This is a genomic window from Planctomycetaceae bacterium (genome assembly GCA_041398785.1).
GTDB lineage: Bacteria > Planctomycetota > Planctomycetia > Planctomycetales > Planctomycetaceae > JAWKUA01.
In genome coordinates this window covers 162,856-189,812 of sequence record JAWKUA010000001.1, presented here as the reverse complement: position 1 = coordinate 189,812, position 26,957 = coordinate 162,856, and the positions used below count along the sequence as shown (strand labels likewise).

Here is a 26,957-nt window from a genome sequence, read left to right as displayed (position 1 = left end):
TGCCACCATGAAGATTCGCAACAGTATTGCCAACTGGATCATTGCTCGACTTGGTACGTGGGCGCTTCGAGCGTTGTTTTTGACCGTTCGAATCGATCACCGCACAGTTGTGGACGACGCGACTCCCTATCGCCGGCCCGCCGGATCACGTCGGTACTGCTTCTGTTTGTGGCATGATGCAATCGTCACGGCAGTGTTTGGCCTGAAGACGTACTTTCTTTCCGGACTGATCAGTCGCCATCAGGATGGAACGTATCTGGCCCACGCTGCTCAACTGTCCGGAATTACTCCCGTGCGAGGCTCCGCCAGCCGAGGTGGAGCCCAGGCCACAAGGCAGCTTATTGACCGTCCCGAGTTGCACGTTTGTATCACTCCCGACGGTCCCCGCGGTCCGCGCCGCGTGATGAAGGACGGAATTGTCTACCTCTCGTCGCGCACCGGCCGGCCCATCGTCCCCACTTCGCTGAAGGCGACGAGAGCCTGGTCGGTTCCCGGCGGATGGTCGGACATGATGTTGCCGAAGCCGTTTTCAAAGGCTCTGCTGATCGCTGGTCGGCCGATGGAATTGCCGGAGGATCTCAGTCGGGAACAGATCGCCAAAATTGCGTCACAGATTCAGCAGGAAATGGACCGTCTGGATGCCATTGGCGACCGATTGATCGCCGGCGACGAATCGGTCGCCGAGTTGATTGGCCGGACTGGTGAGTGGCCCGTGGCGGACGTGATTCCCATGCGACGGGTCGCGTAAGACGCCTCAAGCCGGCTTGTTTCGACTTCGGCGGCGCTGGTGGCCAGCGGGGCATCCTCTCAGACGCACGGCACAACGAACGCTGTGCGATTTCTGTCCTGGCGACTTCGGGAGACGGCTGCAGTGTCGCGGTCGAATTGGTACAACGGGCATTCCCGTTGTCCGGCCGTTGGCAATTCGCTGTCGGCATCTGTCTCTGACTGACCGACCTGCGCGAATTGCGTTTCTGCCATGCCCGCCGTGTCCCACGAATCTGCACAGGAATCGGCTGTCGGTTCCTTCTGGCCTGACGTATCGCTCTTGGGCGTCGTGCTGATCTGGGGCATCAACATCCCCGTGTTCAAGCTCGGGCTTGATCGGATGGACTGGTATTCGCTGAATGCCATCCGTCTGGCGGTGTCGGTTGTTGTGCTAAACCTGCTGGCCTGGCACGAACGCGGCGCGATCCTTCCGTCGTGGCCCGGCGTTTCGTACGCCGCCATGCTGAGATACTCGGTCCTGGCGTCCGGGATTTATCAACTGACGTTCCTGCTGGGAATCGCCAGAGCCGCCTCCGGCAACGTTGCTCTGATCATTGCAACGGTTCCAATGTGGACCGCGCTGATGGCTCGAATCTTTCTGAACGAACGACTGGCGCGCGTGGCGTGGGCTGGTTTGGTGATCGCATTTGTCGGAACGCTGGTGGTGACCATTCAGAACGGCGGTTTCTCCAGCGATGAGAGGTCCCTGTACGGCAACGTGTTCATGCTTTGCGCGGCCCTGTCCTGGGCGGGCGGAACGGTGGCCAGTCGCCCCGTGCTGAAGCAGCTTTCTCCGCTGCAATTGTCGGCCTTTGCTTCGCTGACGATGCTTCCGTTCCATGTGGCGATCGCGGCTCCCCGTCTGGGTGACAGTGTCGCAAAGCTGAATCTTCCGGAAGTCTGGGTGGCGATTGCGTGGTCCGGAATCTTCTCCACGGGATTCGCTCTGGCCATGTGGAACTACGGAGTCAGTCATGCCGGCGCGGCTCACGCGGCCGTCTTCCAGAATCTGGTACCGGTGATTGCCATGACCAGTGCCTGGCTGGTGCGAGGCGAACCGGTGACGATGCGCCAGCTTGTCGGCGGCACTCTGATTATCGGCGGTCTGTTGATCATGCGGCGCGGCAGAATTCGACGAAGTCCCGACTGACGCAACACGGTCCGCGCGGCTTGATTCCCTGCCGAACAGGGGCTCGCTAGACTGTCCGCCCGATCGAAAGCGGCATCCCGCATCGAACAATCCGCAGCCGAAACACCTCACAGCCGCTCACGGCTGAAGCCCGGAAAGAAACAGTTTGATGAGCTATTTCCCTGAGATTCAGAAGATTCAGTTCGAGGGCCCCGCCTCACGGAATCCACTGGCGTTTCACCATTACAACCCGGATGAAATGGTCGAAGGCCGCTCGATGGCCGACTGGCTGCGGTTCAGCGTCTGTTACTGGCACACGTTTCGCGGCACGGGCGTCGATCCGTTTGGCGCTCCCACTTTGAATCGCCCATGGGACGACGGCAGCGATTCGCTGGACAATGCCCTGAAACGCGTTGACGTGGCGTTTGAGTTCATCACCAAACTGGGTGCTCCGTACTATTGCTTCCACGACCGCGATGTCTCACCGGAAGGCTCTTCGCTGAAGGAGACCAATGCAAAGTTCGACAAAGTGGCGGCGAAACTGAAGGAGGCTCAGCAGGCCACCGGAGTCAAGCTTCTGTGGGGCACCGCGAACCTGTTTTCGCACCCTCGGTTTCTGCACGGTGCCGCGACGAGTCCCAATGCCGACGTGTTTGCCTTTGCGGCCGCGCAGGTCAAAAAGGCGATCGAAGTTACTCACGAACTCGGCGGCGAAAACTATGTCTTCTGGGGCGGGCGAGAAGGCTATATGAATCTGTACAACACTGACATGAAGCGGGAACTGGATCACCTGGCCCGGTTCATGCATATGGCTCACAACCACGCGAAGTCCATCGGATTCACGGGCCAGTTTCTGTTCGAACCAAAGCCCAAGGAACCCACAAAGCACCAATACGATTTTGATGCGGCGGCGTGCCTGAACTTCATTCGGCAATACGGTCTGGAGGACGTTGTTAAACTGAACATTGAAACGAATCACGCGACTCTGGCCGGCCACTCGATGATGCACGAACTGGAGTACGCGTCGATTCAGGGATCGCTCGGCAGCATCGACGCCAATACCGGCGACCTGTTGCTGGGCTGGGACACCGACCAGTTTCCCACCGACATTTACCTGACGACACAGGTGATGCTGGTGATTCTGAAACAGGGCGGCCTGGCTCCCGGCGGCACAAACTTTGACGCCAAAGTGCGGCGCGAAAGTACGGACCCGATTGACTTGTTCCATGCTCACATCGGCGGAATGGACGCGTTTGCTCGCGGATTGAAAATCGCTGCCGCCATTCGCGCGGACAAGGTACTGACGGATTTCGTCGCGAAGCGATATGAAAGCTACGACACCGGTATCGGCCAGCGCATCGAACAGGGTCAGGCGACGTTTGAGGAACTGGAAACGTACATGCTTCAGAAGGGCGAAGCCGACGCAAGTCCCAGCGGCCGCCAGGAGATGCTGGAAAATATCGTGAACCAGTACCTATAACGCCGCGCTCGGGAGCGTCACCCAAAACGTCGATCGCTCCGGGTAGCACATCTTCGCAGAAGTTGTGCGGCGCAGCCGTCGGAAACCGACTTGTGACGTCCTGTCGCGATCGAACATCGTTTGTTCCAACAGCGTCCTTCAGCCGATTCCGGACGCAGCGCGAAACGCCTTGTTGGAAGACGTACTACCCGCGGTGTCGCTGCTGCCGGTAGTATTTCAATCCGGGGAAAAAGAAGGCGGCGGCCGTGACGAGGCCGAACAGTGAAATGCTGACGTTCGGCAGCCCGGAATAGCGAGTCGAAGCCACCTGTATCGCCGCCATGACCAGCGACGTCGCAAACAGCGCAACCGCCTGGACGTAGAATCTTCCGGAAAGAGTTCCCGCCTTCACCAGGAACACAATTCCGGCGATCGTTCCCAGCACCGGTGAGAATTCCAGTGCCGGACGGTTCATGATCCATTCGACGGCAAACAGCGTTGATGAAGCCGCCATGCTTCCCGCCCAGACGTGAGCGATGTGGCGTTCCACGGCCGTGATCGGTCCGGCGCGATGTCGCAGGTTCCAGAAGATTGCCGCCCACAATCCCAGCCCGACAACCCACAGGCCGACAAACGGCCAGCGTTCGCTGACTCCGCCCAACTGCATGGCGTTGGTTGTCAGGCACAGAATCAGCAGGACCAGGCTGTGCCACATCCACAGCACTCCCCAGTTCTGCAGCACGGCGGCGTGATGCGATTCGCGAAACAAGCGGGCGACAACATTGGCAATCGTTGATGTGCGTGCGCTGATCGGCTCCTTGTTCAGCCAGGCCTTCAGGTCACCGGCCAGCGCGGCGGTTGACGAATAGCGCAGGTCCTGAGGCTTCTGCAGACATTTCAGCACGATCATTTCCAGATCCGAATCGATGCCGGGATTCAGAACCCGCATCGCCGGAGGATCCTGTTCCATCACCATCAGCAGCGTGTCGAACGACGACGACGCCTGAAACGGAGGCCGGCCGGTCAGCATCGCATACAGAATCGTACCCAGACTGTAGATGTCGGAAGTCACGTCGATGGATTCGGTCTGTCCGGCCGCTTGTTCCGGTGACATCCAGGCGGGGGTTCCCAAAATAGCACCGCTTTGAGTCAGCCCGTCCTGGGAACTGCTGCACGCTGCAACCGGTTCTTCCGTCGCGGGGACTCGCTTGGCCAGCCCGAAGTCGGTGACGAAGGGAGTACCGTCGTGAGTAATCAGAATGTTCGACGGCTTCAGATCGCGATGCAGCACGCCCGCGCGGTGAGCCGCGCCGATGGCTTCCACAACGGGAATCAGCAGCCGCACGGCTTCCTCCGCGGCCAGCGGTCCCTGCATCAGCCTTTCGGAAAGTGTCTGGCCTTCCAGAAGCTGCATGCTGAACCAGGGCTGGCCGTTGTGTTCGCCGACTTCGTAAATGGGAACGATGTTGGGATGATGCAGGCGAGCCGCCGCCAGCGCTTCGGCCCGCAGCCGAGCCAGATCCTGCGACGCCGCGAAGGCCGCGTTTGGAATCATCTTCAGCGCGACGGTGCGGTCCAGGCTTTCCTGCCGGGCTCGGTAGACGACCCCCATGCCGCCTCGACCGATTTCTTCCAGCAGTTCATAGTCGGCGATATACGTGCCGACGGCTGAACCGTGACTGCTGGTCAGCCGCTGACCGCGACGGGGCTGGTCATCGGTCAGCGGGCCAATGATCGTGGACTGGAACAACGCCACGTCGTCGGCAATCATCGCGGTGGCGAAAAGTTCACGCAGCTCGACTTCCAAATCGGGATGTTCGCGAACCGCGGATTTCAGCAACTCCGCTGACGGACGACGTCCGGATTCCGTCAGCAGGCGGTCGAGCACCGCGGCCAGGCGTGCTTCCCGGTCGTCATCCTGCGTTTTGGGATCGTTCGTCATGAATCAGAAGCTTTCGCGCTGACCCGTCGTTCTCCGGCCTGGCGCGAGGTGACGCCGTGCAAAGGGCTCAGCCGGCTGATCGTGCCCGGTTCGCTGCCGGCGTCCGGGCGGCATTGTAGGACTCAGTATTGAAACTGCGAATTGTCCGATGAGCCGCATCCGACGAGGAATGCCGGCTCGGCCAAAGAACGGAAATCGCGTCTTCCACCGCGATCATTGTGCCGTTGTCCGGTGGCGTGAGCGGACGTTGCCACGGGTCCGACCAACCGGCACAACCGGCAAAGTTTCCCAATTCTCCGGAACTTCACTAATCCGTACGGTCGCTGCAACCGATACGAAGAGATGAACGTCTCTTCCGTGTTTCGACGCCGGCTCTTTGATCGCGCGTCGGCGGACATCGGCGGAATTTGCTGACAGAAAAACGCCACACGAATATTCGAAACCGCCCGGCGATCGTCCGGCGCGGTTCCTGGAGGAATCCGGAATGCTGAGTCGCTTTCGCACACGCCGCACGCTGGGAGTTCTGTGCCTGCTGTCGCTGCCTGGCCTGGTCGCGGCGTCGGATGAAGTCAATCCGTTTGCGGAATGGGATAGTCTGAAGAACCAGACGGGAATCACAGAAGCCTCCGCGGCCGCACAGCCATCCGCCGGTGGAGCGTCGCTGGAGTATTTCTCACCGACAGCAACTTCGGTTAAGGAACCAGGTGAAGCGGTCAAGACACCTCCGCGGCGTCCTCTGAAACAGATTTCCCCGGGCACGCCTGCCGCTGCGCCGAAGGCATCGCCGCAGATTGCTTCGAAGGCTCCCGCTGCCGGAACCGCGCCAGCCGCCGCGAGCGATACGGCATGGCCGGCTTCGTTTCAGGTGCATCCTTCCAGTGCGGCATCACAGAATTCCCCGGCGGAAGGCGTTGTTCAGGCAGCCGCTGTCATCGATTCCGAAAACCAAACCGAAAACATTGAACTCATCGCCGCTGAAGCAACAGACTTTGACGACACGAATCCGTTTGCCGAGTTTCTGAAGGAACAATCAGCCGCCGCGCCGCCGCAGACAGCCGCTTCACCGGCGCCGGGTCCGGCGCCTGTCGCGGCGCCTGCCCTGCGGGAAACGGTGGTTCGATCGGAATCGCCAAGTCGAGCGTACGCCGACGGCGTCGGTTCACAGGACACCGGTCCGCAGAGTCCGTCAGTAACGCTGCAGTGGGTGCAGCACGGGGACTTCAACGTCGGACAGGAGTGCAAGTGCGACCTGATCATCCGAAACAGCAGCGACAGCCCGGTTCGTCATGTGATTGCGGAAGCCGTGATTCCTGACGGGCTGCAGGTCATCGCCGCTTCCCCCGATCCGAATTCAACCGCGGGGTCAGCGCTGTGGACGTTTGAAGAACTCGCAGCCGGAGACTCCCGGCGAGTGGAACTGACCGTCGTTCCGCTGGGTCGCGGCGGAATGCAGTTGAATGCGTTTGTCCGCTTCACGGGTTTTGCAGCGTCGGTGTTCACCGTGAAGGAGCCGATGTTGCAGCTTAGCGTCGACGGACCGGCGCAGGTGGAAGTCGGGCAGCAGGGCAGCTATGTCGTGTCAGTGACCAATCCCGGTACCGGCGTCGCTCGCAATGTGACCATTCAGGCGGCGATTCCGGAAGGACTCGAACACCGCCGCGGAAGTCTGCTGACCATTGAAGTCGGCACTCTGAATCCCGGTGAATCGCGGCAGGCGAAACTCAGCGTTGCCGCGGTTCAGGGCGGACCTCAAAACCTGGCGGTTCGTGCAACGGCCGACGGAGAACTCACCGACCAGACAACGACGAACATCACGGTCGTTGAACCGCAGCTCAGTATTGCGGTCCACGGGCCGGAACAGCGGGTTGTCGGACAGCAGACGGACTACGAAGTGGTTGTCGTGAACGATGGCAACGTGGCTTCGAACAATGTGCGAGCCAAGTACCGCGTTCCCGAAGGCTATGAATTCATCAGCGCCGATCGCGGCGGCAAGTTCATGGAACAGGAGCGAACGGTGGACTGGTTTGTGGGAACGCTGAAGTCGGGATCCAGCAGCAGTCTGATTGTGACACTGCGGCCGACGACTGCCGGTGCCGCCGTCCACCAGGCCGGTGTCGTGTCCGACCATGGAAAAGTCACCGTGGCCGAACATTCCACGACCGTCGAAGGTGTTGCCGAACTGTCGCTGAAACTGGATGCCCGGACGAAGCAGGCGGTTGTCGGTGACGAAGCCGTGTTTGAAGTCCGCATCGAAAATGACGGTTCGCGAGCGGCCAACGGCGTGGGACTCAGTTGTGAGCTTCCGTTCGGTCTGGAACTGCTGCAGGCGGCAGGCCCGTCGGAATACATCGCGGAAAACGGCGTGCTGGTGTTCCGTTCCATCCCGACTCTGGAACCAGGGCAGTCGGCCGTGTTTGCGATCCAGACACGCTGCCGCCGGGAAGGAACGCACAACCTGCGAGTGCGCGTCGCGAGTGCGTCGATTACAGAACCGCTGATCGGCGAGGAAACCACGACAGCCGTCAGCAAGTAGTGCTGAAGTCGCCGGCTTCGGAACGCGGGCTGTATCAGTTCCCGGCTTTGGCAACGCCGTGGCTGGCGAGTCCTGGGTTCTCAGTCGCCGCTGTCGCAGTTCATGGCGATACAGCGGCGGCCTGAGGTGCCTGCGGGTAATCACGAATCGCTTGTCTGGTTCTGCACCGCTTCCTAAACTCCCCCGCTTCCTGCCGGATTGCAGGATCAGGACAATTCCTGAGATTAAACAGGGGAATCGGTTCGGCGAATTTTAACAGTTCGCCTGGATGCGACGTGACTCCTGGGAGTATCTGCTTTCGGCCGCTTCAAATCGAACTCGGATGTTGTGCTGATGGTCGGGAACCGACGAAGTCTGAAATCAGCGGCTTGCATTCCGGATAACCGATCCTGCGGCTTCGACAGCCCGCTTCAGCGTGCGGCGAAGGGTGTTCCTGAACCAGCTCCGGCTGCCGTGGACAAAACCGCCGTCGGCGGTTCTGCGGAAGGACAGTGAACTTGAAAGCACTCATTAGTGATATTCACGGCAATCTGGAAGCCCTGGAGGCCGTGCTGGCGGATATCCGGTCGAAGGAGATTTCGGAGATCTATTGCCTGGGCGACATCGTCGGGTACGGGCCCAATCCCTGCGAGTGTATCGATCGGGTGATGGACCTGGACATGTGCCTGCTGGGCAATCATGACCAGGCGGCCCTGTTCGACCCGGAAGGATTTAACGCTGGTGCCGAACGCGCCATCTTCTGGACGCGTTCCGTTCTGGAAGGATCGTCGGGTGCTCAGGCGGAGCGGCGCTGGGAGTTTCTCGGCGAACTCAACCGCCGCTACATGAGCGACGACGAACGCACCATGTACGTCCACGGTTCGGCCCGCAATCCGCTGAATGAGTACGTGTTTCCGGACGACATCTACAATCAGGTGAAGATGGAAAAGATCTTCGCCCTGGTGCCGCAATACTGTTTTCAGGGCCACACGCACATTCCCGGCGTGTTTACGGAACGACTCGAATTCCTGGCCCCGGAAGAAATCGACTTCCGGTACCAGCTCAATGAAGTGAAGGTGATGATCAACGTCGGGTCCGTCGGTCAGCCGCGTAACAATGACCCGCGTTCATCGTATGTGACTGTCGATGGGAACGAAGTGCGGTTCCATCGCGTCGAATACGATTTCAATGCCACTGCCGAAAAGATCTACGCGATTCCCGATCTGGACAACTTTCTGGGCGATCGACTTCGCGAAGGCCGATAGGCCGGATCGCGAGGTCGGAAGTCGGCCAACTGCCACCGGCGAGACGGTTTCCCAGCTTCGCACCAAATCGGTTGGGCAGGCTGAAGATTGGCGAAAATCGTCCTGAACGCCGGGAAATCGAAGTTCCCCGGAAGGATCGATTCGCGCGACTGGTTGTGAGCGATATGCTGCGCGACCGACCACTTTGGGCGTAGCGGGCAATAATCCGGCTGTGCCGACGAAGAATCGAATGCTGCATCGCCTCCGCCGTGCTGGTCTCTGCCGCCTGGTTTGCTCATGGATAACCGACGTTTTTTCCTGTTCATCCTGACGTCGTTCAGCTTTCTCTGGCTGTACACGACGTTCATTGCGCCGAAGTTCTTTCCTCCGCCGAAACCCGTGCCGGCGGATGTGAACAACGTCGACGCCAATGATGCCGGCAACGCTGCCGGGACCGACGAGCAGCCGCAGCAGGCCGCTTCGGACACCGGCGATTCCCCGGCGGAGGCCCCCGATACTGACAAAGCGGCGGATCCCGGTTCCATCGCCGCTGACGCATCGCCGGAACCCGAAATTCACCCGCACACATCCGTCCAACTGGGAAGTCTTGATCCCGCCAGCGGGTACTTTCTTCGCGTTGAACTCAGTTCCGCAGGTGCCGTCATCGAAAGCGTGCAGTTGACCGATCCCAAGTTCCGCGAACTGACGCGGCAGGACGAACAGGTCACGGTCATCGGCACCAATTCGACAACCGACCGCACATTTTCAATGGCGGTTGACGCCATCGACAACCAGTTGCTGCCGTTCCAGATGTCACTGGAAACGGCGGACTGGGAACTGGTGGCGTCGACAGATGATTCGGCAACGTTCGCATTTGTTGCCCCGGACAGATCCCTGCGCGTGCAGAAGACGTTTCACCTGCCACGAATCGACGGGACACCGGAAGCCCTGCGGAATGCGTTCCACGAAGTATCCGCAGGCTACACGATTGAAGTCTCCGTGGCCGTGCAGAACCTTGCCGATCGCCGGACGTCGATCGCCTACGAACTTCAGGGACCGGTCGGCATCCTGTTGGAAAACGCCGAACACACTCGCAAGCATCGGGACATCAAGGTTGAGTTCGTTGGGGACAAAAAGGATGTAACGCTGGCGGCGACAGCCGTGCAGAAGCTGTACGCCAAATACCGCGACAAGGCATCGGATGCCGGAAAGCTGCTGACGGACGTTCAGATCCTGCCCATGCTGCGCGAAAACGATCAGTGGACGGGAGTGTTTCGATACGCGGGAGTCGACGTCCAGTTCTTTGCGGCTCTGGTCAGCCCGATCGACGAGCGACCGCTGGAAGAGCGGCTTGCCGAAAAGTGGATCGATCGGACATACCCGATGATGGTGCAGGAAGACCGCCGTCGGAAGGAGCTTTCCGATATCAGTTTTCGGATGGCGTCGACCCCCGTGGCCCTGTCGCCGGCCGGAACTCCGCAGGACACGGTCACCCATCGGTTCGCGCTGTTCGTCGGTCCGAAGTACCGCGAACTACTGGACGCTCCTCCGTTTGAAGCCGATTCCGTGCTGGATTACGGAACGTGGTTCGGCTTCATTGCCCGCGGCATGCACGCGCTGCTGAACAGCCTGCATAAGGCCGGTCTGCCGTACTTTCTGGCCATCGTGTGCCTGACGGTCATCGTGCGAGGCTGCCTGTTTCCGCTGTCTCGCAAGCAAGCCATCAGCGCCGCGAAGATGAAGGACCTGCAGCCGAAAATCAACGAACTGAAACTGAAGTACGGCGACGACAAGGAAAAAATGGCCAAGGCTCAGATGGAACTTTGGCGGAAGCATAAGATCAATCCGCTGGGAGGCTGTCTGCCGCTGTTTCTGCAGTTTCCGGTCTTCATCGGCCTCTATACGTGTCTGAACACGGCCGTCGATCTGCGGTTGTCCAGATTTCTGTGGATCGACAATCTGGCGGCACCGGATTCACTGTTCCGAATGCCGTTTTCGCTGCCGTTTCTGGGGCAGGACTTCAACCTGCTGCCGTGCATCACCGTCGTGCTGTTCCTGATGCAGCAAAAGATGTTTATGCCGCCGCCGGCCGATGAGCAGCAGGAAGTTCAGCAGAAGATGATGAACATGATGACGCTGTTCTTCGGCGTGATGTTCTGGCATGTACCGGCCGGACTGTGTATCTACTTCATCGCTTCGAGCCTGTGGGGTATCGCCGAACGCCAACTGCTGGGCAGCACGTCATCGTCGACTTCGACGGACGCGGACGGCACGGCGAATGAAGACGAATATGTCGATCCGCTGGCTGGCGACGATTCGCCAAAACGCGTTGTTCAGGCGGGCAACCGCAAAGCCGGAAACGGCGCGGGCAATCCACAACCTGCTCGGCCCCCGAAGGTCGGATTCATGCAGCGGCTTGTGGAAGCCGCAGAACAGGCACAAAAGCAGGCCGAAAAAAGCCGCAAGCTGGAAACCCGCGGCAAAAAGAAAAAACGGTAGGCAGCATCGTTCAGCGATCATTGTTTCAAGTCTGACAGCTTGGAACCGAAAGTCGTTTTCATGCCGCTGCATCCCGACGACACCATTGCCGCGATCGCTTCACCTCCCGGCGCGGCCGAACGAGGAATCGTGCGGATCAGTGGTCCCCGCGTGGCGGATACCATCCGGCGCGTCTTCACGCCGGACGACGCTTCGCTCGCCTGGGCCGAAACCAGGCTGCCGCGTCGGTTTCCCGGTCACCTGATTCTTCCTGAAGTCGGCATTCCGCTGCCCGCCGCGCTGTTCTACTGGCCGACTTCGAAAAGTTACACCGGGCAGCCGATGGCGGAATTCCACACGATCGGATCGCCGCCGCTGCTGGACGCCGTGCTTGATCGGCTCCTGGAAAGTGATGTGCGAGCCGCCCATCGCGGCGAATTCACGATGCGGGCGTTTCTGGCGGGCAGAATCGATCTGGTGCAGGCCGAAGCCGTCCTGGGACTGATCGAAGCGGCCGACCACGAACAGTTTCAAATGGCGCTGACGCAACTGGCCGGCGGGCTGACAGGAAAACTCGCCAGCGTGCGCGACAGCCTGGTGGCGCTGCTGGGGGATTTGGAAGCCGGACTGGACTTTGTCGACGAAGACATCGAATTCGTCACGCGACAGCAAGTCGTTGCTCGCCTGGAATCCGAATCGTCGGCGCTGCAGGCGCTTTCTGACGACGCTCAAAGTCGGCTTCCTGCGGGATACCGCCGTCGAATTGTACTGGCAGGATTGCCGAATGCGGGCAAGAGCACCCTGTTCAATCGCCTTCTGGGAAAACCGTCGGCGATTGTGTCGCCCGTGGCCGGCACGACTCGAGACTTTCTGTCCTCCGCGTGGGTAGTGGGAAGGTCCGAAGTGGAGTTGATCGACACGGCCGGCTGGGAACTGACCGATGATCCGGTCATGCGGCAGGCACAACGACAGCGGGCCGTTCAGCTTGGCGAATCAGACATTGTTCTGTGGTGTACCGCGGCGGACCTTCCGGACGACGGTTTGCTTCAAGATCAGAAAGCTCGGCAAAACGCGGCCAGCCTGTCAGCGCAACTGATCGACGTCTGCACGCGGTGCGACCTGGCATCGGCGGCTGCCGCGACCGTCGACGGTATTTCGCACGCTGTCCATCTGAGTGCGAAAACCGGTGCGGGCATTAACGACCTGGTGGCGGCACTGGATGACGCGCTGCTGAACGATGGATCGCCGAAATCAGAACTGCTTTCCAGCACCGCATTGCGCTGCCGCGAGAGCCTTTCCGGAGCAGCCGCTGCCATCAGGTCAGCACTTGCCGCGGCGAACGCAGGTTCCGGCGATGAGATCATCGCAATCGAACTGCGAGGATCGCTCCATCAACTGGCCGTCATCCTGGGCGAAGTTTATACGGACGACATTCTGGACCACATCTTCAGCCGTTTCTGCATCGGAAAGTGACCATCGGTCCTTCATGCGTTCATCGCAGAACGCCACGCGGAAGATCGGCTGCTGCGTCGTGCCGCTTAGGCCGGATTATTGACACGTTTGTACGATGGGACTCCGATCCCGTCGAATTGCAGCGACGGGACCGGAGTCCCATCGTGCAGTGTGCATTTCGCCGACTCAACGTGACCACGTTTTCCCAGACGCCTTACGTCAGGAAACTCGGATCGCGTGAAGAATCCGGGATAGCCGTCCGTCAATCACCGCTTAGCCACGGCAGGCCGGCGCCGGCGACGGGCAGGTGAACCAGTTCGACTCCCAGAACTTCCTTGTGCTTCAGGATCTCCTGAATTGCATCAGTCGACGGTTCATTGTCCAGATTCAGTACGGCCACGGAATCGCCGCCTGGTTCATTCCGGGATCGCCCCAGAGCCATGTTGGCAATGTTGACGTTGTGCTTGCCCAGGATCGTACCGATATAGCCGATCAGTCCGGGCACGTCGCGATGCCGGTACACCATCAGCCGCCCGTCCAGAAACGCTTCGAAGCTGTACGGGCCGAGTTTGACAAGTCTCTGAAACTGATGTCCGAACAGCGTTCCCGCGGCCTCAAACGTCGATTGGTCGGTAACCAGCCTGACGGAAATCATCGAGGCGAAGTTTTCACATTCGCCGCTGGCGGATTCCGTCAGTTTGATTCCGCGGCTATGTGCCACGGAGGCTGCGTTGATGATATTCACGGATTCGTCGAGCACGGATTCCAGAAGTCCGGTGGCGAACGCGGATGTCATCAGTTTCGTCTTTTTGTCAGCCGCTTCGCCCCGGTATTCGATTTCCGCTGACTTCAGCGACTGGCCTCGAATCATTTGAGACGACAGCAGGCCCAGTCGGTAGCTGAGGTTCAGGAAGTGCTGCATATCCTGCATTTCCGCGCCGGAAACCGGGGCCATATTGATGGCATAACGGATTTCGTTATTCAGCAGGTAGTCGGTAATGATTTCGGCCGCTTCGACGGCGACCAGTTCCTGAGCCTCGTCCGTGGATGCTCCCAGATGCGGTGTGCTGAGCACCTGCGGCAGGTCGATCAGGCGTCTGTCATCGGGCGGCTCTTTGGTGAAGACATCCAGGGCGGCTCCGGCGATGTGACCGGATTCGATGGCGTCGGCCAGGTCGTTTTCGTCGACGATTCCGCCGCGGGCGCAGTTGATAATGCGGGCTCCCTTCTTCATGGCAGCCAGCCGTGCCGCGTTGATGATGCCCCTGGTCTCCGGCGTCATGGGAGTATGGACGGTCAGAAAATCGCATTTCGTGACGATGTCGTCGACGTCGCGGTACAGTTCAATTCCGAATTCGGCGGCTCTGGCTTCGGAAAGAAACGGATCGTAGCCCAGCACCTTCATTTCCAGCGCTTTGGCTCGACTGGCGACGGCCAGCCCGATGCGGCCCAGACCGATGATCGCCAGCGTCTTGCCGGAAAGCTGTGTTCCCTGGAAGTGCTTCCGGTCCCATTTGCCGGCCTTCATGCTGGCCGCGGCGGCTCCGATATTGCGGCACAGAGCCAGCATCATGGCGATCGTGTGTTCCGCGGTGCTGGTGGTGTTTCCGGTGGGAGTATTCATCACCAGAATGCCGGCCTTCGTGGCGGCATCCAGGTCAATGTTGTCGACTCCCACACCCGCGCGGACAATCACTTTCAGTCGTTTCTGGCCGTTCAGCAGGTCGGCGTTCAGTCGGGTCTTGCTGCGGATGATGATACCGTCGACGGTTTTCAGTTCGTCGCGGACCTGTTCCGGGGACAGGTCGCTCATCACGACCGGTTCAATTCCCCGTGCGGCATTCAGAATCCTCATCCCGGCATCATGCAGGCCATCAGTGATCAAAACGCGGAACACAGCAAGTCTTTCTGAAGTCGGAAACCGGCGAAGAGAGGGCTTGTCCGAAAGAAGCGGGGTTTCTACGGAACGTGTGACGCGAACACAAGACGCCCGAATGCCCGACAACGGGAATTACTGATTGTCATACGTGGTTCTCACGGGGTCCGATGCGGCCGGCCACACGGTTTCCGGCCGAAACGACTGTGACAGTCTGCACATCAGGCACAACGGAATTGCCGGCAGCAATCCGGACAGTTGGGGCGAGCGAATTCAGGCGCAGGGAAATTCCCCGGAAAAACTTGCGCGTATTCCCTGGAAAACCCTACCGGTCGCCAGCCGTGATTTGTGGCTAAGTCAAGTGCCGTTTGGCAGTTGCGGCAATCTGTGAGTCTGGGAAACGTGTGCGGATTACCGCTGTTTGACCATACGCAAAATCAGTCATATAGTCGTTTTGTGACACGCGGACGGCGGTCCCCCCGCTTAAGCTGAGCGTCACGAAAGCCATACCGCTTTCGGTCGGGCCAGGCACTTCGGTCTTGTCAGTATGCAAGCACGGATGGGTGCCTTCCTGCCGCGGGCAGTTTGCATCAGGTGAAGCGGAAGCACTGCCACGCCGATTCCGGGACTTCAGGATGAAAGTTGCCGACGGCTGACGTATTGTGACTGCTGAATTCTGTCGTGTTGGACGGTGTCCAATGCGGCGTTCCGCAGAGGGGACGACCTGGCTTTCGGTGAAGGATCTGTTTCAAAGGAGGAATCGCGAGTTGCAGGATGCAATCCTTCGCAGACACATAGCCTGAGTCTGCTGCGCTGTCGACGACTGCTGTCGCGGCGCAGTGAGGGGAAAACATCATGCAGCGACGTGGTCTGGTTCACAGCCTGCTGGCCGTGTGCGTACTGGCGATTGCATTCACATCCGCGTCACCGGCCGCCGAACAGGTCGATCTTTCGGAATTCACATCGGCGGCCACAGCCGCACGGCACGGCGAGACGCTTGAAGCCGACCGACAGTGGATCGATGCCATTCGATTCTACGAAACCGCTCTGAAACGCTGGCCCGAAGACGAGGATCTCCGTTACGGCCTGCGGCGCACGCGAGTTCAGTTTGGTGTCGACCGGCGATACTCCGACCGCAGCTTCGAAGAACAACTGCTGGCCAAAGGCCGTGCTGAATCGCTGGACATGCTGGAAGACGTCATTCGCCGCATTCAGGACGAATACGTTGACAATATCTCCGTCACCCGGCTTGTCGCTCACGGGACCGAAAGTCTCTACATGGCGCTGACCAATGATCGGTTTCTGACCAGCAATGGTTCCGATAAGGCGGCTGACCATGTTGATCGCGTTAAGAAGGAACTGATTCGCAACTACTGGAATCGTCCCGTCAAAAGCGCACTGGAAGCGCGCAGTGTTGTCACCACCGTCTGTGAACTCGTTCGCCGTGAACTGGGAATTCGAGACTCTGTCGTTGTGATGGAATACGTCTTCGGCGCCTGCAACGCTCTGGACGACTACAGCGATTTCCTGACTCCCGACCGGTACAACGACCTGTTCGGTTCCATTCAGGGCGAATTCGTCGGCATCGGCATCGAAATGGAAGCCGACAAGGGCCACGGAATGCATCTGGTCAACGTCCTGCTGGACAGCCCCGCCGAAGAAGGCGGCCTGCGTCCCGGCGACCATATTGTCGAAATCTCCGGTCAGGACTGCCGGGAAATGTCAACGGACGAAGCCGCCCGGTTGCTTCGCGGCAAATCGGGCAGCACCGTCCGCCTGACGTTCGAATCGCCGGACGGGACCACCGCGTCGGGCAGCTTTACGCGTCGCTCCGTGCAGGTCCGCAGCGTCACACGCGCCCTGATCATCGACGAGCGGCAGAAGATCGGCTACATCCGACTGGCCGGCTTTCAGAGTTCCACGCCCGAGGAAATGTCCGACGCGCTTCGTCAGCTTGAACGCGAAGGCATGCGAGCACTGATCTGGGACCTGCGGGGCAACCCGGGCGGACTGCTGGACACGGCCGCATCCGTCGCGGATCAGTTCATCGACGAAGGAACACTGGTCTCGACCGAAGGCCGCGCCGACAGCCAGGCTCAGACCTTTACCGCGCAATACTTCGGCACACGCAACTATCCGCTGGTCCTGCTGGTTGACGAAAACAGCGCCAGCGCCAGCGAAATTGTGGCCGGGGCCATCCGGGACCACGCTCGCGGCCGGATCGTCGGTCGGAAAACCTACGGTAAGTGGTCCGTGCAAAGCATTATTCAGATGCCGGGAAACACCGGACTGAAACTGACAACCGCCAAATTCTATTCACCCGATCACAAGAACTACGCGGGCAAGGGGCTGGAACCGGATGAACTGGTGGAGCTTCCGAAAGGCGTTCAGCGAACATTCTTCCGCGGACGCACCGGCGAAGAAATCAGCGAAGACCCGGACGTGGCGCGAGGGCTGCAGGTGCTGACGGCTCAGATCACCGGCAATCCTGTGGCCGAACGAGTGAGGTCTCCCGTGCGACAGGGACTGGGCGAATGACCGGCCGCGGCAGCCGATGACAGCCCGGTCCGGTCACAACCTGTGAGCCCTCCGGGAATCAGCCGCATGCAAACGGCGAGGATGCACATTGTCTGACGGCCTGCTTCAAAACAGTCATGGCAATCGCCCGCGGATTGTTCAGGACGACATCTTTCCGGAAGGAATTGCCGCCATCGACTTTGCGGCGGAAGCCGGCACGCTGCTGGTCGGCACGAATGCCGGCCACCTGACGCTGCTGAATTCTTCGGGTGAGTTAATCCGCACGGCTCGCAATTATTCCGGCCTGCGCAAACTGGCGTGGAGCGGTACCGGACAGTTCGGAGCTGCCGTTCAGGGCGACAACTCGCTGGTGTGTTTCGGAAACGACCTGAAGCCTGTGTGGGATGTGCAGTTCACAGGGAACATCGTCGGCCTGGCCGTTTCGCCGTACGGCAGCCACCTGGCCGTCAGCTCCGACTCGTCGCGCACGCACATCGTGACCACCGAACGCAAAGAAGTCGCTCGGTTCGAAAGTCCGCGGCCGCTGGATTTTCTGCACTTCCTTCACGAAAAGCCGCAGCTTCTCGGCGCGGCGGAATTCGGACATCTGTGCTGCCACGAACTGGATGGCAACGAGGTCTGGGAAGAACGCATCATGAACAACGTCGGCGGAATGTCAGTGTCCGGCTGCGGACGACGAATTCTGCTGGCCGCGTTTAATCACGGAATTCAGGTCCTGAACAGCTATGGCAAACAGCGCGGAGCGTTCATGATCGACGGGATTCCAGGCAGTGTTTCGGCCGCGACAATCAAGAACCGCCTGGCGGCCACGACCCTGGAATCGCGGGTCTACTGGCTGAACTTCGAAGGCGAACTGATCTGGGCGGCTGATCTGTCTCAGGATCCGCCGCAACACATTCTGGCCGGTCCGCTTGCCGACAGACTTTTCCTGACGACGCAATCCGGTCGATTGCTGCAGCTCGCGTGGGCGTAACTCCGTCGTCCGTTGTAACCAGCCGTGCGAATGTGCAGAAAACGCCCGTTCTGTATGACGGCTGCTCGCCTGGTCCGTGCCAGCAGACTCGCCGTCATTGCCTCCCCGTTGATTCCCCAAACTCGCTCGATAGAATGATCCGTGCGAGCTTCTTCCTCGTGCGAATCCCTGCCGAGAATCGACATTCCACCGCGAATTGCGGTTTTTCCGCCGGTATAATTGAGCTGTCCGCGCGTTAGGCCTGCGGAACCCACCTTTGTCTGGAGCTTTGAAACATGGCTGGTCTGCTGACAAATCTGACAACTGCCCCGACCCTGGCATTCTTCGGAAGCTCTCCATGGGAAATGGCGATTCTGGCGGGCGTGGTTCTATTGCTGTTTGGCAATCGCCTGCCAGGTGCCGCAAAGTCACTCGGCCAGAGCTTCTCTGCCTTCAAAAAAGGTATCAAGGAAGGCGAAGATGAACTCAACGCCGGCAGCAGCAACACGAACGAAAAAGTCGAAAGCCACTCATAGCTTTCGGCTCTGCGGCATCACAACGGTATCGCACGAGTGACGTCCATGCTGATCGCTGACACACTTGAATTGCTGTCCGTTGCCCCGACCCTGGCATTCTTCGGAAGCTCTCCTCAGGAAATGATGATCGTCGGGATTGTTGCTCTGCTGTTGTACGCAGATCGACTGCCCATACCGCGGGAATTCCTGGATGGCCTGCGGCAGACATGGCGGGAGAAGACTCGGCAAGCCTATGTGCGGTGGCCACCTGTCGAATTTATGACGAATCTCGGGCTGCTGCTGGCGGGGCTGAAAATCCTGCGAGTGTTGATGCACTAAGATTCGAGACAATTCAAGCACTCTCCAACCAGTTCCAAACCTCCAAAATTTATCACACTGGCGTCCTCCCATGTTCACACTTGACGCTTTCTCGCATATTCAGGTTCTTGCGTTCTTCAGCCCAAGTCCTCAGGAAATGATGATCGTCGGGATTGTGGCTCTGCTGCTGTTCGGCAAGCGACTGCCGGAAGTCGCTCGCAATCTCGGCAAGGGGTTTTCGGAATTCAAAAAGGGCATGGCAGGGTTTCAGGACGAAGTGCGAACCGCGTCGTCGTCGGCGACTCGGTCGGTTGACTATTCGCCTTCCAGCAGTTCAACGTCGTCATCGTCTGCGAATCGCCCGAAACCCGACACCGAGACGTCGACAACCGAAGACGACGAATTCAAAGCTCCCAAATTTGAGCTGGAAGATTAAGACCGCGCCTCGCGCACGGCGCTTTCGACTCGCCCTCGCGAAGTGGAAGAAGTCCGGGCGAAAGTGGCGAGCGCCGCGGAATCCGGCGGCGCGCTCGAACCAATCGCTGGTCTGCCGATGGAAGGGGAACGCAGGCGGAAGTTCGCTCGCTGTCGTGACGATCGTGTCACTCAGCCTCCTTGCCGCGTCTTGCCATGCGTCGGATCGTGCCGCTTCACTGGAAGGCATCGCAACAGCGCTGCGACAGTCGACGGTTCGCGTTGTCTCGGGAGCAACCCGTTCTTCCGGCGTGATCGTGTCCGCCAGCGGAAGAGTGATGACGGTGGCTCACGCCGTACCGAAGGCTGATCGTCCGGTGCGCGTACTCCTTCACGACGGAACGACGATCAACGCAGCCATCGTGCTGACCGACGCGGAACGTGACGTCGCCATTCTGCAGTTGAAGCTTGCTGGCAAGACCATTTCGGATCCTGTCCTGATCATGCGGAATCGTACCGTCGAGATCGGTGCCACGGTTCTTGGCTGCGGCTTTCCCGGCAGAGAAGCCGATGCGACTGCCGGCGTCGTTCGCATCGGCGGAATCGACGCTGTGACCAGCGCATCGCTTAGGTCCACATGTACGCTGACGGCCGGGGATTCCGGTGGTCCACTGGTAAACCTTGCCGGCGAACTGATTGGACTGCATCGTCGTATCGGCGCGGCCTCAAGTCAGAACCTGCACATTCCGGTTGCGGTCTGTCTTGCTGCGGCCGGGTCTGAGCTGCCTCTGACCGCAACGGCGGGAACTCCATCGCCGGATTTCGCCGACGACGGATTCCAGCGATCTGCCGCCGCGGAACAATCGCTGGAACGGTATTCGGCGACGTTGGTATTTCGTGACACGTGGTCCGGTGAGGCGCATCAGGACCGCCGGGTCGCCGCCACGCGACTCACCCACGACCTGCTTGCCGCCAAGGCCAGCCTGACCGCGGATCTACAGAAAACAGACGTCACCTTTGCGGCCGATGGTCACGATATTCCACCGACGCGCGCGGCGAGCCTGCTGTTTTCAGACCGCGAACTCGATCTGGCTGTCTGGCGTCTGGAAGAACCGGACGCCGCATTCACGCCGGCGGCGGCGCGGGACGAGTCGCCGGCGCCGCTGTTCACGCTGGTGTTTGGAGGGCGAAGCGTTCAGCCCGGCATTGTTGGCCGTATCAGACACGCAGAACCTGCTCTGCCGCTGCAACTGGGGTGCGTCTTTGATGCGCCCGCTGGCCACGGATTGTGCGTGAATGAGATTCTGCCGAACAGCGCCGCGTCGGACGCGCAAATGCGGCGCAGCGACATTCTGGAACGTATCGGTGTTGATTCCGTCCGCGATTTCGGCGAACTGGAATCGCAACTGAGTCAGTTTCAACCCGGCGACTGGGTCCGCCTGACGTACAGCCGTGCCGGTGACGTCGTTTCGCGCAGCGTACAGTTGCGGCACGATCCGGCGGAACAGCTTGCCAGGCAGGAGTACCTGGACGGGCGATCCGGAGAACTCAGCCTGCGCCGCAGCGGGTTCCGCGGAGTGATCCAGCACGACCTGCCGCTGCTGCCCGATGACTGCGGCGGTCCACTGGTGGATTCTGACGGTCACCTGATCGGCATCAACATCGCTCGCCGTTCGCGGGAAGCCACGCTCGCCATTCCGATCGAAGCGGTTTGGAAACGAATGGCGGAAGAGCAACCGCCGGTGAAGTAGCAGAACGCGAGTGCCGTGGCCAACGTGTCTTGATGTGTGGCACCGGCTGTGCCGGCGCGACTGCGCTGCGGAAACCTGTGCCACAGCCAATGCCACACACCTCATCAACTGAGTGCAGACAGAGTACTGGCACAGCATCGGCGATCACTGCTGCCCGCGGACCGCTTCGGCGGCGGCAACGGCAAGTTCGTCGCAGCGTTCGTTTTCGGCGTGACCGGTGTGGCCTCGCACAACAGTGAACCTCACGTCGTGCCGGCTCAGCAATTCATCCAACTGCTTCCAGTATTCGACATTCAGCACGGGCTTGTAAGCACTGCCTTGTTTGCGGCGCCAGCCGTTTCGCTTCCAGCCGGGCATCCAGGATTTGCAGCCATCCGCGACATATTTGCTGTCGGTGACGATTTCGACCTGCGTGCGCCGGGTCAGCCGCTTCAGGCCTTCGATGACGGCCTGCAGTTCCATGCGGTTGTTGGTTGTGCTGGGATCACCGCCGCTGAATTCCTTTTCGGTATCGCTGGCGGGATGGCGCATGATGCACGCCCAGCCTCCGGGACCGGGATTTCCCCGGCAGGCTCCGTCCGTGAAGATCTTCACGAACGGCAGTTGGCCTTCGGTTCTGCTCATCGTTCCCGATAGACAATGCGACCGCGGTTTAGATCGTACGGTGACACTTCCACCACCACACGGTCACCGGGCACAATTCGAATAAAGTGCTTGCGCATTTTTCCCGCAACGTGAGCCATCACCTGATGACCGTTTTCGAGTTCCACTCGGAACTGAGTGTTGGCCAGCGCTTCAATCACGCTGCCTTCGACCTGAATCGCTTCTTCCTTCGCCATACCCTGTGAAATTCCCTGATTCCAACAAAATGAACTCGCGCTGCCGGAAGCCCGCGCGACGTCGCCGGGCACATCGTCGCAGTCGGATGTCAGAAACTCAAGCGGTAAGTATGCTTACATCGACTGAGCCCCGGAAATTGCTGCGGACGGGGCGCCCGCGCTGCTGCGAACTCGCGGACGCCCGCCGTTTTTGATCGAAAATCTGAGCCGCGAGTCGCGATGAGTCATCCCTATGCTGATATCCCGGAAGTGTCGCGAGCCGAGCATCAGTCGGGAGTGATTCGGATTCCCGTCGAACAGGATGTTCCCTTTACCGATCGCGTTCGCGCCATCGTGGATTCCCGTGAATTCCAGCGGCTGGCCAGCGTGACGCAGCTTGCCCTGACGTCGCGGGTCTATCCCGGCGCCACGCATACGCGTTTCGAACACGCTCTGGGTGTCTATCACAACGCGCTGCAATATCTGTGGCAGCTTGGCAAGGACGATCGGTTTGCCGACACCGTGTCGACACACGACGCGGAAGTGCTGATCGCGGCTGCGCTGCTGCACGATGTCGGACACTGGCCGTTCTGCCACCCGATCGAAGATATGTCGCTGGCCGACATGCCTCCCCACGAAGCATTCGCCGTCGAGTTTCTGGGGCCGCACAGCGAACTGACTGCCGCGCTTAGGAATCACTGGCACATCGAGCCGGACGAGATTCTGGAACTGCTGGTGCCGAAATCCGACACCCCCAGTAACCGGCTGCGACGCTCCATCCTGTCGGGCCCGGTCGACATCGACAAGATGGACTACCTGAATCGCGACAGCCAGCACTGCGGTGTTCCCTATGGCAGAAACTTTGATCGCGGCCGGTTGATCGGTTCGCTGGTGGTCAACGAATCCGGCGACGGGCTGGCGATCACGTCCAAGGGAAAAACGGCCGCCGAAATGATGGTCTTCGCCCGGTACGTGATGTTCAGCGAAGTCTACTGGCACCACACCGTTCGGTCGGCGACAACGATGTTTGCCCGAGCGTTCTATGAATCACATCGATCAGTGGACCTGGCGAAACTGTTCCGCATGACCGAACCGGAACTCATCCGGACGCTTTGCCGAGCGGCCGCCGGAACTGATGCCGCGACGCTGATCGACGGACTGTTCGGTTCCCGTCGCTGTCTTTACAAGCGGCTGGCCGAATACAGCATCTATCAGCAGGCCGACCTGTACCGTGACCTGAGACGGCTGCCGTATTCATCGCTGGTGAAGTGTTCCAACCGACTGGTGGAACTTCTGAACAATTCCGCGTCGCTGAACCTGCGACCGCTGGATGTTCTGATTGACGCGCCTCCCGTGCATCGAGAAGTCGAGTTTCAGGTGGACGTCTACTTCGCCGCGGAACGCATTTATCGGCCGCTGAAGGATGTGTCGCCGATCGTTGATGCCATGTCACGGACTCAGTTCGACGACTGCGTCAAGCGCGTCCGCGTGTTCGCGTCGCCGGCGGTCATGGATTCGCTGCGGACAGCGAGTTCACTTGAGCAGCTTGTACGAGCTGCGGTGTCGGACACGATGGCGAACTCAGCGAGCGGATAAAGACGTTGCGATACCACACTTCGCTGCCGTGATCGGTCAGCATCACGTGCCCGAACTGGTTCTGCCCGAAGTTCTGTTTGTCGGCGAACTTGCTGTTCGACACGTGTTCGTGCCATCGCGGCGATCCGATGCATTCGTCGATCGTTAACTGGCCGTTGACCCAGTGCTGAACGCGATTGTTGTGGACGACGACTTTTCCGATATTGAACTGCCCGGCGGGATTCTGCCGCGTTTGCAGCGGTATCGTGGGAAACACGTCGTACAGGGACGCCGTCAGATGTCCGCGATCAAGTTCCGGAAACGCGGCATCGTCCAGGATCTGGTATTCACAGCCGAGCAGTGATCCGCTGTAGTCGGTCACGCGATACTTGATGCCGCTGTTGCCCTTCTGAGCGATTCGAAACTCGAACCATAACTCGAAGTCGCCATATTGCTGACGCGTAATGACGTTGCCGCCCTTTCCGTTCAGATGCAGTGTTCCGTCGGGTTCCAGAATCCAGCCGCCATCGACGGCGTCGCCATTCGGCTTCATCCAGTGTGACAGCGACGAATCGCTCAACAGGTCGACGAACGGCTGCGCGCTGGCGGTTGTCGAACAAACGGCAAATATCACGAACAGACTGAAACGGCAGAATCGTGGCATCGCAAATTCCCTGATCTGAATCGAAATGGTGTCGTCTGAAGAACAGCCGAGGAACAGCGTCGCCGGATCAATCCCGGCCGGGAACCCAAAGCTTGCTTCCGGACGTTTCGCGTTTTTCCGAGCCGGGGGTCCACAGACCGCTTTCCGCACCGGATGAACTTGCGACCGTCGATAACTCGGAAATCAGATCCGTGCGATCCGCGCGCATCAGCTCTTCAAGGATCACTCCTTCAATTTCCGGAATCTTGACGAAGTAGCGGTCACGCAGCCGCCGCAGAATTTCGCCGAGATCGGGATCGTGCGGATCGTCCAGACGACAACTGAATTCGCGGATATCGAGTTCCAGTTTCGTGCGGAACGCGTCGCCGTCGTCCGTCACGGCTTCCCGCGCGGCGGCGAAGCATTCTGACGCCAACTTCAGATCGTTGCGTTCGCGGGCCACCGATGCCCGCATCAGGTGGGCACGCATGGGAGGAAACGCTTCCAGTGCCGCGGGCCGCTGCACAAGCGCATCCAGCGCAGTTTCCAGCAGGCGCAGGTGGCGGACGAGAGAGATTCGGTGAACGAACTCGCTGATCTGGCGATCGTTCAGAGATTGCGGGTCGACTCGCGATAGTTGAAACAGCGGCAACGCGGTGACGACCTGATCTTCCTCCGGACGCAGCACCGTCGGAGCGGGGACGCCCAGCCGCTGACGAATCTCGGCCAGGTCCGGATCGTAGCCCATGCGATTGCAGGTGACGTCCAGGACCAGCACGCTGCCGGCCACCTTTCGAAGATTACCGGCATCTTCCGCGGCCTTCAGCGGAGACATGTTGTTCAGCGCGGACTGCTCCGTTTCCAGCCACTGGTCCAGTGCCTGCTGCAGTCGCTGCTGATCAATGGACCGGTACTGACTGCTGGGAACGGCGTCGGACTGAAAGTTCTTCCAGTCGAACAATCGACAGACTTCGGGCAGCCGCGACAACGTCAGCGGTTTTGTGTCTTCAGGAACGGGCTTCGCCAGATTCCCGGCCACTTCGCGAACGATTTCCACGGCTCGCGCGTTGTCATCGTCCTGGGACACAACCCACACGGTCGGCGAATCCAGCTCGGCAACATCCGGGTCGACAACATCGACGACGGTGATATCGGCCAGAACTTCCGGCGGGCGATCGTCACGGGAACTTTTCGGCGTCGGTTCCAGCAGTTCGTATTCGGCGACGACTGCCAGGCCGGCTTCCGCTGCTTCATTGACTTCCGACGATACCGTTCTGCTGAAACGGCTGTCGTCATCCAGCAACGTCAGCAGTTGAGAAACGGAATTGACCGGAATACCACTCTGCACGATCGCATAGAACTCCTCGGTCGTTTCCAGGTCCAGCAATTGCGCCAGAGCTTCGGTTTCCGCGGCGGTATCGAAGTCTTCCAGCAGTTCCGCGGCCCTGTGCAGAGACACGGCGGCTTCACGAATGCGCCCATCCCAGGCCTGAAACAGTCCCAGATTGTGCAGCAGGGCACCGTTGTCCGGATACTTCTCGCAAAGTCGACTGTACAGAATGGAAGCCGGTTCCCAGCACCCGATCTGGCTGACCCTGCGGGCTCGCAGTTCTTCCTTGCGAGCTTCATCGTCCTCCAGCGAGACGTCCATGAGAGCGAACCGGCCTCGGAACGGATACGGCACCGAACGCTGCGACTCAAACGTCGCCAGTTGCATGAGCAGTGACTGACGCCTTTCTCCGGTCGTCATGCGAACGGCCAACGCCAGATGTTCGCGGACTCCCATTGCCAGTCCGACGTTTGCCATCTGCATTGCGATCCGGGAGGCCAGCATCGCCACCATCTCACTGAAGTGGCGAGTTCCCAGTTGGAACGCGCGATGGACAAGCCGCCTTGTCGCGAAAAATCCATCCGTTGCCAGGCAGATGTCGGCCAGACTTAGCAGGACGCGCGGTTCATCGGGATGCCGGCGCAGAAATTCCACCAGCACGGTTTTGGCTTCATTCGCCCGATTCTGACGCATCAGCAGCGAACCGAGCTGTGCAAACAAAACTTCCTTGTCCGGATGTTTCTGGCACAGCGATCTCAGAAGTTTTTCCGCAGCGTCCGGCTGATTCTCCATCAGCTTCACGACGCGCTGCAGGTCCGGCAGGATGTCCTGGCAGCAGAATTTTAGCTTCTTGCCGCTGCCGCAGAGACACGGCGAATACGGGTCATTCGACATGGAAACTCACCTGTTCAGAATTTCGATGGAACGCGATTTCGGTGTCTCCGAAGCCGCGAAATCTTGTTTTGACTGACAGCAGGGCGTTCGCCTACCGCGCGAAAGGGCGTTTCGGCGGAAGCCGATCACTGCTTTTGACGTCTGATTCCTTGCCAACTTGTTCACGTTGAGTCGAGCTTTCACAGTAACCATCGCTGGACGCGCGGGCGGAGTTCCGGGACAAAAGGGCGACGACCCGGCAGCGGCCTGCGTGGTCTGAGTTTCAGCCTCGCTGGATGTTTCATTGGGAATGGATTTCGATCACCGGCAGTTTTTGCCGAAGTCGGCACCATCATGACAGGAATCGCCG

General features: G+C 59.7%; 20 protein-coding genes. 14 read left to right on the top strand and 6 right to left on the bottom strand.

The annotated features are described in order from the left end of the window. Positions 1 to 7 precede the first annotated feature (7 nt). The 3 genes from R3C19_00785 (at position 8) to xylA (ending at position 3,377) form a co-directional block, all read left to right on the top strand. A complete protein-coding gene (locus tag R3C19_00785; protein ID MEZ6058877.1) occupies positions 8 to 748 on the top strand; it encodes a lysophospholipid acyltransferase family protein in 741 nt (246 codons plus the stop codon). Positions 749 to 979: 231 nt separating this feature from the next. Then, the gene (locus tag R3C19_00780; GenBank protein MEZ6058876.1) at positions 980 to 1,918 is read left to right on the top strand and encodes a DMT family transporter; all 939 of its coding nucleotides are present in this window, start codon (positions 980 to 982) and stop codon (positions 1,916 to 1,918) included. A gap of 148 nt (positions 1,919 to 2,066) precedes the next feature. Then, complete coding sequence (xylA, locus tag R3C19_00775; protein ID MEZ6058875.1) at positions 2,067 to 3,377, top strand: xylose isomerase; 1,311 nt, start codon at positions 2,067 to 2,069, stop codon at positions 3,375 to 3,377. 184 nt (positions 3,378 to 3,561) lie between these two features. Here xylA and R3C19_00770 read toward each other — a convergent pair whose 3' ends face one another. Continuing rightward, on the bottom strand, positions 3,562 to 5,298 hold the full coding sequence (locus R3C19_00770; protein MEZ6058874.1) for a serine/threonine-protein kinase: 1,737 nt from the start codon (positions 5,296 to 5,298) through the stop codon (positions 3,562 to 3,564). 484 nt (positions 5,299 to 5,782) lie between these two features. Here R3C19_00770 and R3C19_00765 point away from each other — a divergent pair, with 484 nt between their 5' ends. From R3C19_00765 to R3C19_00750, 4 genes are all read left to right on the top strand, one after another. Beyond that, the gene (locus tag R3C19_00765) at positions 5,783 to 7,831 is read left to right on the top strand and encodes a hypothetical protein (protein MEZ6058873.1); all 2,049 of its coding nucleotides are present in this window, start codon (positions 5,783 to 5,785) and stop codon (positions 7,829 to 7,831) included. 497 nt (positions 7,832 to 8,328) lie between these two features. Next, positions 8,329 to 9,075, top strand: coding sequence for a metallophosphoesterase family protein (locus R3C19_00760; GenBank protein ID MEZ6058872.1), 747 nt, complete (start codon positions 8,329 to 8,331; stop codon positions 9,073 to 9,075). 276 nt (positions 9,076 to 9,351) lie between these two features. Further along, a complete protein-coding gene (yidC, locus tag R3C19_00755; protein ID MEZ6058871.1) occupies positions 9,352 to 11,553 on the top strand; it encodes a membrane protein insertase YidC in 2,202 nt (733 codons plus the stop codon). A 60-nt stretch (positions 11,554 to 11,613) separates the two neighbouring features. Beyond that, positions 11,614 to 13,005, top strand: a complete 1,392-nt coding sequence (locus tag R3C19_00750) for a tRNA modification GTPase (protein MEZ6058870.1) — start codon at positions 11,614 to 11,616, stop codon at positions 13,003 to 13,005. Between the two features lie 241 nt (positions 13,006 to 13,246). Here R3C19_00750 and serA read toward each other — a convergent pair whose 3' ends face one another. Then, the gene (serA, locus tag R3C19_00745) at positions 13,247 to 14,881 is read right to left on the bottom strand and encodes a phosphoglycerate dehydrogenase (GenBank protein MEZ6058869.1); all 1,635 of its coding nucleotides are present in this window, start codon (positions 14,879 to 14,881) and stop codon (positions 13,247 to 13,249) included. 834 nt (positions 14,882 to 15,715) lie between these two features. On the opposite strand from serA, the gene R3C19_00740 reads away from it, so the two are divergent. The 6 genes from R3C19_00740 (at position 15,716) to R3C19_00715 (ending at position 21,348) form a co-directional block, all read left to right on the top strand. Next, the gene (locus R3C19_00740; GenBank protein MEZ6058868.1) at positions 15,716 to 17,398 is read left to right on the top strand and encodes a S41 family peptidase; all 1,683 of its coding nucleotides are present in this window, start codon (positions 15,716 to 15,718) and stop codon (positions 17,396 to 17,398) included. Positions 17,399 to 17,486: 88 nt separating this feature from the next. Further along, the gene (locus tag R3C19_00735; protein MEZ6058867.1) at positions 17,487 to 18,371 is read left to right on the top strand and encodes a hypothetical protein; all 885 of its coding nucleotides are present in this window, start codon (positions 17,487 to 17,489) and stop codon (positions 18,369 to 18,371) included. 275 nt (positions 18,372 to 18,646) lie between these two features. Further along, positions 18,647 to 18,886, top strand: a complete 240-nt coding sequence (locus tag R3C19_00730) for a twin-arginine translocase TatA/TatE family subunit (GenBank protein ID MEZ6058866.1) — start codon at positions 18,647 to 18,649, stop codon at positions 18,884 to 18,886. 45 nt (positions 18,887 to 18,931) lie between these two features. Further along, positions 18,932 to 19,204, top strand: coding sequence for a hypothetical protein (locus R3C19_00725; GenBank protein ID MEZ6058865.1), 273 nt, complete (start codon positions 18,932 to 18,934; stop codon positions 19,202 to 19,204). A 70-nt stretch (positions 19,205 to 19,274) separates the two neighbouring features. Further along, on the top strand, positions 19,275 to 19,619 hold the full coding sequence (locus R3C19_00720) for a twin-arginine translocase TatA/TatE family subunit (GenBank protein ID MEZ6058864.1): 345 nt from the start codon (positions 19,275 to 19,277) through the stop codon (positions 19,617 to 19,619). Between the two features lie 163 nt (positions 19,620 to 19,782). Then, positions 19,783 to 21,348, top strand: coding sequence for a trypsin-like peptidase domain-containing protein (locus R3C19_00715; GenBank protein ID MEZ6058863.1), 1,566 nt, complete (start codon positions 19,783 to 19,785; stop codon positions 21,346 to 21,348). A gap of 144 nt (positions 21,349 to 21,492) precedes the next feature. Here R3C19_00715 and rnhA read toward each other — a convergent pair whose 3' ends face one another. Together rnhA and infA are read right to left on the bottom strand one after the other, a co-directional pair. Continuing rightward, positions 21,493 to 21,972, bottom strand: a complete 480-nt coding sequence (gene rnhA / locus R3C19_00710; protein MEZ6058862.1) for a ribonuclease HI — start codon at positions 21,970 to 21,972, stop codon at positions 21,493 to 21,495. Beyond that, positions 21,969 to 22,187 (bottom strand): translation initiation factor IF-1, encoded by a 219-nt coding sequence (gene infA / locus R3C19_00705; GenBank protein MEZ6058861.1) that lies wholly within the window; start codon positions 22,185 to 22,187, stop codon positions 21,969 to 21,971. The genes rnhA and infA overlap by 4 nt, the downstream gene beginning before the upstream one ends. Positions 22,188 to 22,406: 219 nt before the next feature. On the opposite strand from infA, the gene R3C19_00700 reads away from it, so the two are divergent. Beyond that, positions 22,407 to 23,762 (top strand): HD domain-containing protein, encoded by a 1,356-nt coding sequence (locus R3C19_00700; protein ID MEZ6058860.1) that lies wholly within the window; start codon positions 22,407 to 22,409, stop codon positions 23,760 to 23,762. On the opposite strand, the gene R3C19_00695 is transcribed toward R3C19_00700, so the two are convergent. Both R3C19_00695 and R3C19_00690 read right to left on the bottom strand, forming a co-directional pair. After that, positions 23,674 to 24,405: a DUF1080 domain-containing protein gene (locus R3C19_00695; protein MEZ6058859.1), complete on the bottom strand. Its 732-nt coding sequence runs from the start codon at positions 24,403 to 24,405 to the stop codon at positions 23,674 to 23,676. The two genes, R3C19_00700 and R3C19_00695, sit on opposite strands and share 89 nt — an antisense overlap. 67 nt (positions 24,406 to 24,472) lie before the next feature. Continuing rightward, positions 24,473 to 26,608 carry a tetratricopeptide repeat protein gene (locus R3C19_00690; GenBank protein MEZ6058858.1) on the bottom strand — a complete coding sequence of 712 codons (2,136 nt, stop codon included), beginning with the start codon at positions 26,606 to 26,608 and terminating at the stop codon, positions 24,473 to 24,475. Between the last annotated feature and the right edge of the window lie 349 nt (positions 26,609 to 26,957).